The 14,597-nt window shown below is 41.0% G+C and carries 15 protein-coding genes; 14 read left to right on the plus strand and 1 reads right to left on the minus strand.

Annotated features, from left to right (window positions below):
- The first annotated feature begins 9 nt into the window (after positions 1-9).
- The 10 genes from CJ190_RS03010 to nox all read left to right on the plus strand — a co-directional run bounded on the left by CJ190_RS03010 (position 10) and on the right by nox (position 11,563).
- Positions 10-1,278 carry a cell division protein FtsQ/DivIB gene (locus CJ190_RS03010; protein ID WP_064292311.1) on the plus strand — a complete coding sequence of 423 codons (1,269 nt, stop codon included), beginning with the start codon at positions 10-12 and terminating at the stop codon, positions 1,276-1,278.
- 208 nt (positions 1,279-1,486) lie between these two features.
- On the plus strand, positions 1,487-2,869 hold the full coding sequence (gene ftsA / locus CJ190_RS03015; RefSeq protein WP_064292312.1) for a cell division protein FtsA: 1,383 nt from the start codon (positions 1,487-1,489) through the stop codon (positions 2,867-2,869).
- A 32-nt stretch (positions 2,870-2,901) separates the two neighbouring features.
- A complete protein-coding gene (gene ftsZ, locus CJ190_RS03020; RefSeq protein ID WP_064292313.1) occupies positions 2,902-4,191 on the plus strand; it encodes a cell division protein FtsZ in 1,290 nt (429 codons plus the stop codon).
- Between the two features lie 4 nt (positions 4,192-4,195).
- A complete protein-coding gene (locus CJ190_RS03025) occupies positions 4,196-4,864 on the plus strand; it encodes a YggS family pyridoxal phosphate-dependent enzyme (RefSeq protein WP_064292314.1) in 669 nt (222 codons plus the stop codon).
- Between the two features lie 20 nt (positions 4,865-4,884).
- Positions 4,885-5,127, plus strand: coding sequence for a YggT family protein (locus tag CJ190_RS03030; protein WP_082888605.1), 243 nt, complete (start codon positions 4,885-4,887; stop codon positions 5,125-5,127).
- A 17-nt stretch (positions 5,128-5,144) separates the two neighbouring features.
- The gene (locus tag CJ190_RS03035; RefSeq protein ID WP_064292316.1) at positions 5,145-5,930 is read left to right on the plus strand and encodes a YlmH family RNA-binding protein; all 786 of its coding nucleotides are present in this window, start codon (positions 5,145-5,147) and stop codon (positions 5,928-5,930) included.
- A 13-nt stretch (positions 5,931-5,943) separates the two neighbouring features.
- On the plus strand, positions 5,944-6,636 hold the full coding sequence (locus CJ190_RS03040; RefSeq protein WP_064292317.1) for a DivIVA domain-containing protein: 693 nt from the start codon (positions 5,944-5,946) through the stop codon (positions 6,634-6,636).
- Positions 6,637-6,954: 318 nt separating this feature from the next.
- A complete protein-coding gene (gene ileS, locus CJ190_RS03045) occupies positions 6,955-9,738 on the plus strand; it encodes an isoleucine--tRNA ligase (protein ID WP_064292318.1) in 2,784 nt (927 codons plus the stop codon).
- A gap of 2 nt (positions 9,739-9,740) precedes the next feature.
- Positions 9,741-9,944 carry a cold-shock protein gene (locus CJ190_RS03050; RefSeq protein ID WP_064292319.1) on the plus strand — a complete coding sequence of 68 codons (204 nt, stop codon included), beginning with the start codon at positions 9,741-9,743 and terminating at the stop codon, positions 9,942-9,944.
- Positions 9,945-10,219: 275 nt separating this feature from the next.
- On the plus strand, positions 10,220-11,563 hold the full coding sequence (gene nox, locus CJ190_RS03055) for a H2O-forming NADH oxidase (protein ID WP_064292320.1): 1,344 nt from the start codon (positions 10,220-10,222) through the stop codon (positions 11,561-11,563).
- An 85-nt stretch (positions 11,564-11,648) separates the two neighbouring features.
- Here nox and CJ190_RS03060 read toward each other — a convergent pair whose 3' ends face one another.
- Positions 11,649-11,894 (minus strand): GlsB/YeaQ/YmgE family stress response membrane protein, encoded by a 246-nt coding sequence (locus tag CJ190_RS03060; RefSeq protein WP_013669621.1) that lies wholly within the window; start codon positions 11,892-11,894, stop codon positions 11,649-11,651.
- A gap of 163 nt (positions 11,895-12,057) precedes the next feature.
- Between CJ190_RS03060 and CJ190_RS03065 the strand changes: the two genes are divergently transcribed.
- The 4 genes from CJ190_RS03065 to rpsD all read left to right on the plus strand — a co-directional run bounded on the left by CJ190_RS03065 (position 12,058) and on the right by rpsD (position 14,583).
- Complete coding sequence (locus CJ190_RS03065; protein WP_064292321.1) at positions 12,058-12,609, plus strand: NUDIX hydrolase; 552 nt, start codon at positions 12,058-12,060, stop codon at positions 12,607-12,609.
- A 5-nt stretch (positions 12,610-12,614) separates the two neighbouring features.
- Complete coding sequence (locus tag CJ190_RS03070; RefSeq protein ID WP_064292322.1) at positions 12,615-13,013, plus strand: hypothetical protein; 399 nt, start codon at positions 12,615-12,617, stop codon at positions 13,011-13,013.
- 9 nt (positions 13,014-13,022) lie between these two features.
- Positions 13,023-13,718 carry a 5'-methylthioadenosine/adenosylhomocysteine nucleosidase gene (locus tag CJ190_RS03075; protein ID WP_064292323.1) on the plus strand — a complete coding sequence of 232 codons (696 nt, stop codon included), beginning with the start codon at positions 13,023-13,025 and terminating at the stop codon, positions 13,716-13,718.
- A 253-nt stretch (positions 13,719-13,971) separates the two neighbouring features.
- A complete protein-coding gene (rpsD, locus tag CJ190_RS03080) occupies positions 13,972-14,583 on the plus strand; it encodes a 30S ribosomal protein S4 (protein ID WP_013669168.1) in 612 nt (203 codons plus the stop codon).
- Positions 14,584-14,597 lie beyond the last annotated feature (14 nt).

Here is a 14,597-nt window from a genome sequence, read left to right on the forward strand (position 1 = left end):
GAGGTTATTATGGTTGATTGGGATAAGGAAGCCCGACGCTTTCGTCAAAGGCGTCAAGAGGCCGAGAAGCAGGAAGAATTTGCTTTAAGTGAAGGGCAAGCCGATGAATCCAGTGATGACCCTGGACTAAGTCAAGCGCATCCACAAGAAAGCTTAAGACAAAAAGATAAGCAACAAGGCCTGACAAATGAAGAAGAGCCAAAGAGCGATGATTCCGCTAAGGATCAAGAGCAAAAGCAGAAAAAGATTTTTAATCATAGAAAGTATATCAATTGGACCTATTTATCCCGGTCAAAGAACAAAAAAGTGCAGTTAAAATCAGTCTCATGGTCACGATTGATTTTAGCTGCTGCTTTCCTTTTTATGATTAGTTTTAGTATTTTTTGGCTTTCACCACTTAACCGTATCGCTGCAATTGAAGTAAGTGGAAATAATATTGTCCCCCAAGAGCAAATTCTCTATGGATCGGGCTTGCGGGAAAATATGACCTATCTAGGAATTGAATCTAAGACTGGGATTGTTGATAACCGCTTAAAACATTTATTTCCCAGTGTCCGCAGTGTTCAGCTGAATGCTAAGGGAAATCGAACGGTCGAAGTTAATGTCCAAGAATTCCGTGCCATTGGCTATGTGAAAAAACAAGATTTTTATTATCCCGTTTTGGAAAATCATATTATTCTTGATGGGGCTATTCCTTATCTTGATCAGGATATTCCCCTCTTTACTGGTTTTGAAGACCAAGAACTTCTTCACTTGGCCAACCAACTTTCCAAATTGTCTGATGACTTACTGGCTAAGATTAATGAGGTTGTGAATATTAGCGATGATAATTACCCTAACCACATCGCTTTAAAAATGGAAGATGGCAATATAGTGGTAGGTTTTATCGATAGTATTGCTGACCGGATGCAGTACTATGACCAAATCGTTAGTGAATTAGAAGGAAAAACCGGGGTAATTAACATGGAAGTAGGGAGCTATTTCCAAGAAAAAAATCCTCTGAACGATCCTTTTGTGAGTCCGGAGGAAAAGGCTTCCTACCAAGAAAAAGTGGACCAGGCAAAGGAAAAGTCTAAAGAAAAGAAGGCAAAGGCTGATAAGTATAGCAGCGAGTCTAAGCCAGGAGATAAACCTAAGTCAAGAGGAGAGCAAAGCGGAGCAAGTCAGGAAGGGACTTCTTCACAAAGGCAAACGAGTAGTCACTCCAACCCTGGACCCGGCACTAATTCGAGCCAGCAGTCATCAACAGTGACTCAGGCTAGGGCAAGCAATTCTTAGAATTTATCTATTAAATTGGATTGAAAAAAAGGACTTGTCTCTTATACAATGATTAAAAACAATTAATAGTCCTATTTATTGTCCAAGTGGTAGAAGTAAAAAGGCGATTACTAACAAATTCGTTTCGTCTTAATAGGATTTATGTTAAAATTAATTGCGATATAGTCATATCTAATACTTATAGAATTAAATAGGAGGTTTCAATCATATGGTTCAACCCAAAACATATGTAGGATTAGACATTGGAACCACTTCCGTCAAAGTCGTTGTTGCCGAAAATGTTAATCAACGTTTAAATATTATCGGTGTTGGTAGTCAACGCTCTGAAGGCCTAAGCCGAGGAGTGATTGTTGATATTGATAAAACCGTCGAAGCGATTAGAAGTGCAGTAAACCAAGCCGAACAGAAAGCTAACATACAAATTGATCGAGTGGTTGTCGGCGTTCCAAGTAATCAAATTAATATTGAACCTTGTTACGGAATGATTGCCGTTTCAGGAGAAAATCGAGAAATCACCGACAAGGACGTCTACAATGTCTTATCAGCAGCTAAAGTAAGAGCTGTACCCCCAGAGAGAGAAATTATTTCAGTTGTGCCAGAAGAATTTATCGTTGATGGTTTTGATGGCATTCGCGACCCACGTGGTATGATTGGCGTACGTTTAGAATTATACGCCAGCATGATTACCGGTCCCAAAACCATCATTCACAATATTAAACGTTGTGTCGATAAAGCTGGTCTTATTGTTGATGACCTAGTTGTTCAACCCTTGGCCAATGGTCAAGTGGCTTTATCTGAAGATGAACGCGATTTTGGAACCATTATCATCGACATGGGTGGCGGGCAATCTACAGCCAGTGTGATTCATGAAGGTCAATTAAAATTCTCTTATGTTGATCAAGAAGGTGGAGAATATGTTTCAAAAGATATTTCCACCATACTCAATACGACTTTAGAAAATGCTGAACGTATTAAATTAGAATATGGCTACGCAAAATCAGACGTTACCAGTCCTGATGAATATTTCCCAGTTGAAACGATCGGGAAAAAAGACCCTGTTCGTATTGATGAACAGTATCTTGCAGAAATTATTGAAGCACGTTTACAACAAATATTTGAAACGCTAAAGAAAGCCCTAGACCAAGTGGAAGCCTTTGAACTTCCTGGAGGAGTTGTGATTACCGGAGGAGCCGCTTCCTTACCAGGTTTAGTTGATTTGGCTGAGGAAATGTTTGGGACGGATGTTAGGTTCTATATTCCTGAACAAGTTGGCCTAAGAAATCCAAGCTTTACAACAGCATATGGCGTTGTGGCTTACGCAGCTAAGCTACCAGATATTTATCATGTTGCTCAAGGAAAGACCCATTCTGTAAACAGTAATCAAAGTAAACCAAGTTATCAAGCTTCCAATCAAGCCCTTCATCAAGAGGCAGTTGTGGATGAACCAACTTATAAGGATTCTGTAACGAATGATGAGCGTGATGTTTATGCAACAGCTGAAGATGCTGGTCAAGAGTATCAAGATGACAACCAAGAAGATGAAGGGTTCTTACAAAAAATACGTCAAGTTTTTGATGATATGTTTAGTTAAGAGGGAATTGCTTATAAATAGGAGGATTAACTATGGATTTAGAATTTGATAATACTGCAGAATACAACAATAATGCTAACATCAAGGTCATTGGTGTTGGTGGTGGGGGTAACAATGCTGTTAACCGCATGATCGATGAAGGTGTTAAGGGTGTTGAATTTATTGTTGCTAATACTGATACCCAAGCCTTGGCTAACTCTAAAGCAGATGCAAAGATTCACTTAGGTCCTAAAGTGACCCGTGGTCTTGGTGCTGGGGCCCAACCAGAAGTAGGGCAAAAAGCCGCTGAAGAAAGTGAAGACCAAATTCGCGAAGCACTAGAAGGCGCTGATTTAATCTTTATTACCGCTGGTATGGGTGGTGGTACTGGTACCGGTGCTGCTCCAATTGTTGCTCGTATTGCTAAGGAAGACTTAGGTGCCTTAACCGTTGGGGTAGTTACCCGCCCATTCACTTTTGAAGGCCCTAAACGTGGTCGTGCAGCAGCAGAAGGTATTGCCAACATGAAGGAATATGTGGATACCTTAGTGACCATTTCTAACAACCGTTTATTAGAAATTGTTGATAAGAAAACCCCAATGCGGGAAGCCTTTGGTGAAGCGGACAATGTCTTACGCCAAGGGGTTCAAGGAATTTCTGACTTGATTACCTCACCCGGCTATGTGAACTTGGACTTTGCTGACGTGCGTACCGTGATGCAAGACCAAGGAACAGCCTTAATGGGTATTGGTACAGCAAGCGGGGAAAACCGTACGGCTGAAGCAACCAAGAAGGCCATTTCTTCACCATTATTGGAAGTATCCATTGATGGGGCTGAACAAATTCTCTTGAATATTTCCGGTGGGGAAGACCTAACCTTATTTGAAGCCCAAGACGCTGCTGAAATCGTTGGTGCGGCTTCTTCTAGCGAAGTGAACATCATTTTTGGTACCACTATCAATGATCGTTTAGATGACGAAGTGGTGGTAACCGTTATTGCTACCGGGATTGATCCTGAACGTCGCCAAGAAAAACAACGTAAGGCAAAAAAGCAACGTCCCGTTAGCCAAGCAACACCAAACTATCAAGACCAAGCCTTTCAAAATCAAGGACAAGCCAGAAATTTAGGTAATCGTCCCGAATACTTTGAAGAAAAACAAGTTCCAAATAATCAAGCCTTCCAAAACCGCCAAGGGCAAGTAAGCCAAGAGCCTTGGAATGATTCAGGACGTAATTATGGTGGCCAAGACCCACGCTACCAACAAGACAACCGCTTTACTGATAACGTTAGTGAAGATGATGAGTTAGATACACCACCATTCTTTAGAAAGCGTCGTCGTTAAGATCATGACGATTCAAGCGAATGTTAAACAAATTGAAGGTATCATAGAGGATACTAAGCAATCAGCGTGTTCTTCAAACAAGGTCACGCTGATTTGCGTTTCTAAATATCATAGTTCTGAAGAGGCCATGGCAGTATACCACTGTGGCATCCGCCACTTTGCAGAAAATTATGTCCAAGGCTTATTAGCTAAAAAAGCAGCTATGCCAGATGATGTGATTTGGCATTTAATCGGTCCCTTGCAGTCACGGAAGGTCAAAGAGGTTATTAATGAAATCGACTATTACCATGCCTTAGACCGTATAAAGATAGCTAAAGAGATTGATAAGCGGGCGACTAAAGAGATTAAATGTTTTGTTGAAGTGAATATCTCCGGAGAGACTTCCAAACATGGTCTAACCAAGGAAGAAACTCTTCCCTTCATCGAACAATTAGCTGAATTTAAGAAAATCAGGGTAGTGGGTCTGATGACCATGGCTCCGAGTGCTGCCAGTGACTCAGAAGTTCAAGAAATTTTTAGACAATTGGCAAGCTTGCGTGACCAAGTTGCTGACCAACAATGGATTCACGCTCCTTGCACCGAGCTTAGCATGGGAATGAGTCAAGACTATCCACTTGCCATTAAAGAAGGGGCCAGCTTTATTCGAGTAGGGTCAGATTTCTTCAAAGACTAGCCAAAAAGGTAGGAATGTTAATGATTAGTTTTATTCAAAATATATTACAAATTTATATTTCTGTTATCATCGTTTGGGCACTTTTATCCTGGTTGCCCGGTGCTAGACAGAGTCGTTTGGGCCAATTATTGGATCGGATCGTCAGACCCTATATTGACTGGTTCGAACGGATAATCCCACCGATCGGCGGCATTAGTTTTAGCCCTATTGTAGCCATCTTAGTCTTAGAACTAGCCATTAGTGGTTTAAATGTTTTACGCTAGAAGGACTGTTATTTGAGATGACCGATTCAACTTTGATGCATTTCTTGCCGAGTGAGGCGGATTTTGTTGACCAGGTGATTAATTGGAAAAACCGGGTGTCTGTATCTTTTCAACCTTTTTTAAGCCACTTTTTAGATCCTAGAGAGCAGGCCATTGTCTATTCCATCATTGGTAAGGATGAAGACCTACAGGTTAAAGATTTTGGCGGTTATCCTCAAGCTGAAATGCGTCGGATGATCATTGCCCCTCGCTATGAGGAGGTCAATGACAGTGATTTTAACATTAGCTTGATTCAGATTAATTATGCCGCCAAGTTCAACCATATTGAACATCGCCAAGTCTTAGGAACTTTGCTGGGAGAAGGTTTACAAAGAAATCGAATTGGCGATATCATTCACTCTGACCTGGACTGGCAATTTTTTATTGACGCTTCTCTCACTGACTTTGTAAACAGTCAGATTCAACGTGTTGGAAAAGTCAGTGTTAAATTAGAAGCCATCGATTTTGCTGATCGGATCCAAGTGGAAGACCCTTGGCAGCCTTTGGAAAGATCACTAGCCTCCTTTCGCATGGACTTGGTTTTAAGCGAGAGCTTTAACTTATCGCGATCAAAGGTAAAATCAGCCATTGAAGCAGGCTTAGTGAAATACAATTGGATGCCCTTAACCAATAGTGCTCAAACAGTGTCTGAAGGAGATGTTTTATCGCTTAGGCATCATGGGCGGCTGCGCCTAGACAAGGTGCTTAAGGTCAGCAAAAAGGGCAAGTATCGAGTACAATTAAGTCGTTTAGAAAATCGCTAGGAGGTTACTTTCGATGCAAGCTAAACAAGTTAAAGAAAAAACATTTAATAGCAAAATGCGGGGTTATGATAAAAAAGAGGTCGACGCTTATCTCAAAGAGCTTTCCATGGTCATGGATAATCTGGAGACCAATAACCAATATTTGCAACAAGAATTATACGATGTCAATAACCAACTCGATGAATATCGTGAACGAGAAGCCTCAGTGAATCGGTCTATAGTAGTTGCCCAACAAGCCGCTGATCGGGTGCGCGCGGATAGTTTGAATGAGGCTGATCTTATTATTCAAAAAGCTGAATCGGAAGCCCAAAAACTCCTACAAACGGCAGCGGATAAAGCCAATACCATTGTTAAAGAGAAATCACGGCTCAGGGAAATGTCGCGCTACTACATCTTCCAAATGCAAGGCTTGATTAATAATGCAAAAGAAGTTTTAGATGATCCGCAATGGCAGGAACTCTTTGCAGATCAAGAAGAAGAAAAAGTTGAGACACCGGTATTGGATGAAGTCCTAGCTGGGGAGAACTTCCAGGTACGCAACCAGGAAGCTGACCAACTCTACCAAGAAGCTTTGGATGAGGCTAAGCATAAACAAGCGCAAAAAGAATTTTTTGACCAAGCTTCTGGAGACCAACCTGCCCAAATGCCTGAGGAGGCACAAAAACTATTTGATGAAGAAGCAGAGAAGCTGGATAGCGATAATTAGAACTGAGCAAATGGGCGTTATTTTGAAGTTGAAAATTTAGCTTTTCTTGCGTATAATTGATTGCAATAAGATTTACAACAGAACACGGTTTAAGGTACTTTAGTGTGAGCGAGTCTATGTGGGGTGTGAGATAGATGATTAAAGCCTTAGATTATCATCTGTTGACCTGTTTAGCTGAACATGTAAAGTAAGCTGGGCCGTTAGTTGCGTTAAGACTTTAAGGCAGAACTTTATCTGTAAAATTGGGTGGTACCACGAGCACACATCGTCCCTTTGGACGGTGTGTTTTTTATTTTAATGAGAGGAAGCAATTGATATATGAAAATGAAAGATACTTTAAACTTAGGGAAAACTAAATTCCCTATGCGAGGAAATTTACCCAAAAAAGAACCAGAACGTCAGAAAGAATGGGAAGAAAATCAGGTTTATGAAAGACGTTTGACTCAAAATAAGAACAATCAACCCTTTGTTCTCCATGATGGCCCTCCCTATGCTAATGGGAATATTCATATTGGTCATGCTTTAAATAAGATTACCAAGGACATCATTATCCGTTCTAAAAGCATGCAGGGCTACTACAGCCCCTATGTGCCGGGTTGGGATACCCATGGTCTACCGATTGAACAAGCAGTGACTAATTCAGGGGTAGACCGTAAGTCATTGTCGACAGCTGAATTTCGTCAGATCTGTCAAGATTACGCGAGCCAACAAATCGATAGTCAACGCCAAGACTTTAAACGACTAGGGGGACAAGGTGATTGGGAAGATCCATATATTACCTATACTAAAAAGTTTGAAGCCCAAGAAATTCGTGTTTTTGGTGAAATGGCTAAGAAGGGCTTAATTTATCGGGGAAATAAACCGGTCTATTGGTCACCTTCAAGTGAATCGACCTTAGCTGAGGCAGAAATTGAATATAAGGACGTGGAAACCCCAAGTATCTATGCTGCCTTCAAGGCCAAGGATACTAAGGGCAAATTACCAGAGGATACTGAATTTATTATCTGGACCACCACACCATGGACCCTGCCTGCTAGTGAAGCTATTGCAGTTCACCCACAAATCGAATACAGTTTAGTGGCGGTCAACGGTCATCACTATGTCGTTGCTAGCGAACTACTAGAAAGTTTAGCAGAAAAATTCGAATGGACCGATTATCAAGTGGAAGATAGAGTCTTAGGCCAAGACCTGGAATTGATGAAGGCCAACCATCCCTTCTATGACCGTGAATTACTACTCATCCTGGGAGACCATGTGACCACTGAATCAGGTACTGGTTTAGTTCATACGGCACCTGGACATGGGGAGGATGACTACTATGTCGGGGTTAAATATGGCTTAGATGTCTTATCCCCTGTGGATGACCAAGGCTGCTTTACTGAAGAAGCAGAAGGCTTAGAGGGGATCTTCTACGAAGAAGGGAATGACTTAGTCATTGATAAAATGACTAAGAATGGCACTTTATTAAAGGTAGAATACTTTGTCCATAGTTATCCCCATGACTGGCGGACCAAGAAACCAGTTATTTTTAGAGCCCTCCCTCAATGGTTCTGTTCAGTAGACAAAATCCGCGAAAAAACCTTAGATGTTATCAATAATGAAGTGACTTGGTGGCATCCTTCTGGTCAACACCGGATCTATAACATGATTCGCGACCGGGGTGACTGGGTCATTTCTAGACAAAGAGTCTGGGGCGTTCCGCTACCCATTTTCTATGCAGAAGACGGCACACCAATCATTAGCGAAGAAACCATTGACCATGTGGCCAAACTCTTCGAAGAACATGGGTCAAATATTTGGTTTGAAAAAGAAGCAAAAGACTTACTTCCTGAAGGCTACCAAAATGAACACTCACCAAATGGGGAATTCACCAAGGAAAATGACATTATGGACGTTTGGTTTGACTCAGGCTCATCATGGGCTGGGGTTTTACAAACTCGAGATGAACTTTCCTATCCAGCAGACATGTATCTGGAAGGGTCTGACCAATACCGTGGTTGGTTTAACTCTAGTCTCTTAACCTCTGTTGCCGTTAATGATCATGCCCCTTATAAGGAAGTTGTTTCCCAAGGTTTTGTTAACGATGGGGAAGGACGAAAAATGAGTAAGTCATTAGGAAACACCGTGTCGCCTAATGATGTCTGTGACCAACGTGGGGCAGATATTTTGCGCCTCTGGGTGGCTTCAGTAGATTCCCGCTATGATGTCCGCATTTCTGATGATATTCTGGGTCAAGTGGCTGAGTCCTACCGGAAGATTCGGAATACCTTGCGCTTTACCCTAGGCAATCTCTTTGATTTCGATGCCAAAGAAAATTATGTCGCTTTCGACGATCTTGATAGTATTGACCAATATATCTTGGTCCTACTTAATGAATTAGTCGACCATGTCATTGACTACTACAATCACTATGATTTCAACAGTATTTATCAAGAAATCATTAATTTCCTTACTCAAGTCATGTCTAGTTTCTATTTGGATTATTCCAAGGATGTTACTTATATTCTCTTGGCCGATGATCCTAAACGTCGCAACATGCAAACGGTAATGTACGAAGTATTGAAGAAAATGACTATTTTACTGACACCAATTATTCCTCACACCACGGAAGAAATTTGGTCCTACATGGATGAAGCTGAGGACTATGTCCAATTAGCAGACTTCCCTCAAGTGGAAGACTATAGTAATGCTGAAGATTTAAAGGCAAAATGGGAAAAATTCTTTAACTTTAGAGATGATGTTAACCATAGCCTAGAAAGCGCCCGTAACGAAAAAGTGATCGGTAAGTCTTTAGAAGCCAAGGTCATTGTTTATGCTAAGGAAGATAGTCGCCAATTCTTGGAAAGCATTGGGGATGACCTAAAAACTTATCTGATTGTTTCCCAGTTAGAAATTAAAGACTATCAAGAAGCAGATGACCAAGCCGCGGATTACGAGGACTATGCCATTGCCATTGTTCCGGCTGAGGGTAAGGTATGTGACCGTTGCCGGGGCGTCTATCCTTCAGTAGGTAGTGTTGAAGGTGCAGAGAATCTTTGCCAACGTTGTGCTGATATCGTTCTTAATTACTTCCCTGAAGCACTAGTCAAAGAGGAAGATTAGTCATGTACCAAGGAATTCTAAAATCATACGATGAAAAACGTGGCTATGGTTTTATCCAAGTCCTCCATCCTTATTTTGAAAAAGATGTTTTTATTCATCGAACCGCCTTACAGGCAGCTGACTATGACAAAGTGCTGGTCAATGATCTTCTAGCTTTTGAAATTGCTTGGGGACAAAGAGGCCCTCAAGCCGTGAATGTTCAATAAACGAATAAGCTATTTCAATCAGATTACTATCCTGATTGGGGTAGCTTTTTTGTTTGGCTAATTTATAAAACAAGGCTAAATAAAAACAAAAAAGGAAAGTGAAAAGCTAATTTAGTTATAAAATAAACAATAATTGTATCTAGTTAGTGAAAATAAATACAAATTGTGTCTTTTTGCCCTGATTTTACGCTAATTCACCAATATAAATAGCGCTTACATGACTTCGTGATATAATAAACATGTAAAAAATAGTACAAAATTTAGGAGGTAGCGAAATGAAATTTGTAATTGTTGGTACAAACCATGCTGGGATTGCAGCGGCAAATACGATCTTAGACAATTATGGAGAAGGCAATGAATTAGTCATGCTTGACCGTAACTCAAACTTAAGTTACTTAGGTTGTGGGACTGCTCTATGGGTAGGTCGTCAAATCGATGGCTATGAAGGACTGTTCTATACTAAACCAGAAGATTTTGAAGCCAAAGGTGCTAAAATTTCTTTGGAAACCAATGTGGAAAAGGTTGATTTTGATAAGAAAGTCGTTTATGCCAAAACAAAAGACGGGCAAGAAATTGAAGAATCTTATGACAAGTTAATTCTTGCGGAAGGCTCTGCGCCAATTGCTCCTAACTTGCCAGGTAAAGACTTAGACGGGATCCACTTCTTAAAACTCTTCCAAGAAGGACAAGCGGTTGACCAAGAACTCAGCAAGGACGGCGTAGATACCGTAGCCGTTATTGGTGCCGGTTATATTGGGGTAGAAATTGCCGAAGCAGCAAGACGTCGTGGAAAGAATGTATTATTATTCGATGCTGAAGATACCTGTTTGGCTTCCTACTATGACAAAGAGTTCTCCCAATTAATGGATGAGAACCTAAAAGAAAACGGGATTGAGACCCATTACGGTGAATTCGCCCAAGAGTATTTAGGTGAAAATGGACGGGTCACTGGACTAAAAACCGACAAAGGCCAATATGAAGTGGATGCTGTGATTAACTGTATCGGCTTTAGACCTAATTCAAACCTTGGTGAAGACCACTTGGAACGTTTCGGCAATGGCGCTTATTTAGTTAACCGTGGTTTCCAAACCTCGGATCCTGATGTTTATGCTGTGGGCGACTGTGCCACTAACTATTCCAATGCTTTGCAAGATACCACCTATATTGCTTTAGCAAGTAATGCGGTTCGTGCCGGGATCGTTGGTGCCCACAATGCCGCAGGGACTGCCATTGACGGCGCTGGTGTTCAAGGCTCTAACGGTATTGAAATCTTTGACTTGAAATTAGTTTCCACCGGTTTAAGCGTTAAGGCTGCAAAAAAAGCCGATATTCCAGTGAAATATGTTGACTATGAAGACTTACAATTACCAGGCTTTATGCCAGAAGAAAAGAATGAAAAGGTAAAAATTCGGATTGTCTATACTGAAGAAGGCAACCGGATCGTAGGTGCCCAATTAGCTTCTCATTACGATATGCACCAATTAATCCACATGTTCTCCTTAGCCATCCAAGAAGAATTAACCATGGATAAATTACAACTCCTGGATATCTTCTTCTTACCTCACTATAACCAACCTTATAACTATGTCACTATGGCGGCTTTAAGCGCTGATAAATAGTAGCCATTAAGAAAATAGAGAAAGGCCCTGACTCGCTGATTCTTCCAAATCAAGTGAGTCAGGGCCTTTTTTAATTGATAATTAATTAGCCTAGCTTCTTAGCCAGCCAGTAATAGATGAGCAAAATAATAATAGCACCTAGTAGGGTAGGGATAATGTAAAAACCACCGATTTCTGGACCGAAGCCAGACATTAATTTTCCACCTAGCCAGGAACCGAGAATACCTGCGATTACATTTCCAATTACACCACCGGGTACGTCTCTACCAATGATGGCACCAGCGATTGCACCAAGTACACCACCAACGATGAGGGACCAAATCCAACCCATAGTGATTACCTCCTTTATTTTTGTCTGTTTATATTCTAGTTGAAAAAGACGCTTTTAACAAATAATATGTAAGTTCTGCTTAAGAATAAGAGAGCTTGACCTATTCTAAGAGATTTTTGTTACAATAAAAAAGAATTTAATTTCAAAGAAAAGGGGTAGCCTCATGGAATTCGGTGAAAAAACACTCAATAAAGAAACCATTTACCAAGGAAGTTTGATTGAAGTTGAAAAGCATGTGGTGGAACTACAAAATAAAGAAAAAGCCAATCGCGAAATCATCCACCATGCCCCCGCAGTGGCAATTTTAGCCCTCAACAATGATAAATTATTACTGGTCAAGCAATACCGTAAAGCTATCGAAAAGGCTATTTTAGAAATTCCAGCTGGCTTAGTCGATCCCGGAGAAGACCTTTTAACTGCTGCCAAGCGTGAACTCGAAGAGGAGACCGCCTTTCAAGCTGAAAATTGGCAAGCCTTAGATAAATTTTATGTCTCACCGGGTTACTTAGATGAATATCTTCAAATTTATCAAGCCTCTAGCTTGGCTAAGGTCGCTCATCCTAAAGCCCAAGACGCGGATGAACACATTGAAGTTTTTCAATTGAGTTTCGAAGAAGTACAAGCGGCTATTGAAAAAGGAGATATCTGTGACATGAAGACCATTTATGCTGTCAAACAATGGGAGATTATCAAATTACGAGGTGAAACGAAGTAATCATTATGAAGCAAAAGGATCCTTTAATTACCCGACGCTCTTATCGGAAGGCCCGGGAAAAGAACAACCGCAAGAATATCTGGCGGCGCCTCTTCAAACAAGAGGACGAGTTTGATGATCAGGATGATGTGGATAATGAATCTCGCCCAACTTCCTCAGCCAATCAATCTGAAGCAGCCAGTGATCATGAGAATGAGGAAGTTTCTGCAGCCAGCCAAGAGAACGACGCAGACCTGGAAGCGACTAAAGCAGCGAGCCAATCAGCAGACCTTGATGAAATGGATCAAAGTGAAGGCGTAAGAAAAGCTAATCAGCGGCCTTCGATTGATCGCTTCCTTAATTGGGGTATCGTTATTTTAATTTTAGCCATCATTATCGTTACCGCTATCGCATTTTTTGTATAGGAGAGAAGAATGAAAATTGCTATTATCGCGGCCTTGAGTCGGGAAGTGAATTATTATATTGAAACTATTGACCATTTAGAAGAAAAGACAATCGCCGATATGGCCTATTGGCTAGGTAGCTACCAAGGCAAGGACTTGGTGATCGCCCAATCTGGGGTCGGCAAAGTCAATGCGGCCTTGGCGACGACTGTCGTTGCTCTGGAAGATCCAGATGTGATTATTAATACCGGTTCAGCTGGAGCTATTGATCCTAGTTTAAAGATTGGAGACATTGTCTTGGCGGAATATGCCATCTATAACGATGTCGATGCGACTGCATTTGATAATGTCTTAGGCCAAGTGGACGGGATGCCGGTTAACTATCCAACCGACCCTCAATGGCGTTCAGCTTTTTACCAGTATTACTCGGAACATGCTAGCCAAGCTAACATTAAAATTGGCCCGATTGTTTCTGGAGATTCCTTTATTGCTAGCCAAGACAAGGTGGCTTGGATTCAAGAGCACTTCCCCGGAGCCATGTGTACTGAGATGGAAGGCACGGCGATTGGCCAAGTGGCTTATCGTTTTAAGATTCCTTTTGTCATTATCCGGGCCATCTCAGATACCGCTAACCATGATGCCAATGTAACTTTTGAAGAGTTTATTGAAAAAGTGGGGCGGCAAAGTGCCCAAGCTACCCTGGACTTTATCGCAAAACTTCAATAAGTATGCTAAGGACGAAGTATCAGAAAAATATCGGTAAATAAATTGACAGCAAGGTAGATATTTAGTACACTATTGGTTGTGTAAAATAATGCAGCAGAGTTGAAGCAAGCTCGTCAATAGTTCGCCCACGAATGGTGTAGTGAGTACCTGCGGCTGCATAGGGGAAAGCCTTGGATGAACTACACGAATGCGATCAATTCCATAATTATTTTACTCCAATACTAATTATTTTAAAAAATGGAGGAAACAATTTATGTCACGTTATACAGGACCAAGCTGGAAGAAATCACGTCGTTATGGGATTTCATTATCCGGAACTGGTAAAGAATTAGCTCGTCGCCCTTACGCTCCTGGTCAACATGGACCTAACCAACGTCGTAAGAGCTTATCTGAATACGGTCTTCAATTACAAGAAAAACAAAAATTACGTTTTATCTATGGTTTAACTGAAAAACAATTCCATAATCTATATAACCGTGCTGAAAAGATTAAAGAAGGTACTGTGGGTACCAACTTTATGACCCTTTTAGAACAACGTTTAGATAATATGGTTTACCGTTTAGGTTTAGCTTCTACCCGTCGCCAAGCACGTCAATTAGTTTCCCATGGACATATCACTGTTGATGGTAAACGTGTTGATATTCCTTCTTACATTGTTGAAGTAGGACAAGTTATCGGCGTCCGTGAAAAATCTAAAAACCTACAAGTGATTAAAGATTCTGTTGAAGGTTTATACGGTCACGTTCCTTATGTTGAATTTGATGCTGATAAACTAGAAGGCTCATTATCACGCTTACCAGAACGCGATGAAATGAACCAAGAAATTGACGAATCACTCGTTGTTGAATACTACAACCAAGTTTAATCCGTTCTTAGAAA

The organism is Aerococcus loyolae (assembly GCF_002871915.2).
In the GTDB taxonomy this organism is placed as follows: Bacteria; Bacillota; Bacilli; order Lactobacillales; family Aerococcaceae; genus Aerococcus; species Aerococcus loyolae.

Bases quoted from the DNA above. Each gene is read 5' to 3' on its own strand.
- CJ190_RS03010 (WP_064292311.1), top strand. From the start codon at position 10: ATGGTTGATTGGGATAAGGAAGCCCGACGCTTTCGTCAAAGGCGTCAA.
- ftsA (WP_064292312.1), top strand. From the start codon at position 1,487: ATGGTTCAACCCAAAACATATGTAGGATTAGACATTGGAACCACTTCC.
- ftsZ (WP_064292313.1), top strand. From the start codon at position 2,902: ATGGATTTAGAATTTGATAATACTGCAGAATACAACAATAATGCTAAC.
- CJ190_RS03025 (WP_064292314.1), top strand. From the start codon at position 4,196: ATGACGATTCAAGCGAATGTTAAACAAATTGAAGGTATCATAGAGGAT.
- CJ190_RS03030 (WP_082888605.1), top strand. From the start codon at position 4,885: ATGATTAGTTTTATTCAAAATATATTACAAATTTATATTTCTGTTATC.
- CJ190_RS03035 (WP_064292316.1), top strand. From the start codon at position 5,145: ATGACCGATTCAACTTTGATGCATTTCTTGCCGAGTGAGGCGGATTTT.
- CJ190_RS03040 (WP_064292317.1), top strand. From the start codon at position 5,944: ATGCAAGCTAAACAAGTTAAAGAAAAAACATTTAATAGCAAAATGCGG.
- ileS (WP_064292318.1), top strand. From the start codon at position 6,955: ATGAAAATGAAAGATACTTTAAACTTAGGGAAAACTAAATTCCCTATG.
- CJ190_RS03050 (WP_064292319.1), top strand. From the start codon at position 9,741: ATGTACCAAGGAATTCTAAAATCATACGATGAAAAACGTGGCTATGGT.
- nox (WP_064292320.1), top strand. From the start codon at position 10,220: ATGAAATTTGTAATTGTTGGTACAAACCATGCTGGGATTGCAGCGGCA.
- CJ190_RS03060 (WP_013669621.1), bottom strand. From the start codon at position 11,894: ATGGGTTGGATTTGGTCCCTCATCGTTGGTGGTGTACTTGGTGCAATC.
- CJ190_RS03065 (WP_064292321.1), top strand. From the start codon at position 12,058: ATGGAATTCGGTGAAAAAACACTCAATAAAGAAACCATTTACCAAGGA.
- CJ190_RS03070 (WP_064292322.1), top strand. From the start codon at position 12,615: ATGAAGCAAAAGGATCCTTTAATTACCCGACGCTCTTATCGGAAGGCC.
- CJ190_RS03075 (WP_064292323.1), top strand. From the start codon at position 13,023: ATGAAAATTGCTATTATCGCGGCCTTGAGTCGGGAAGTGAATTATTAT.
- rpsD (WP_013669168.1), top strand. From the start codon at position 13,972: ATGTCACGTTATACAGGACCAAGCTGGAAGAAATCACGTCGTTATGGG.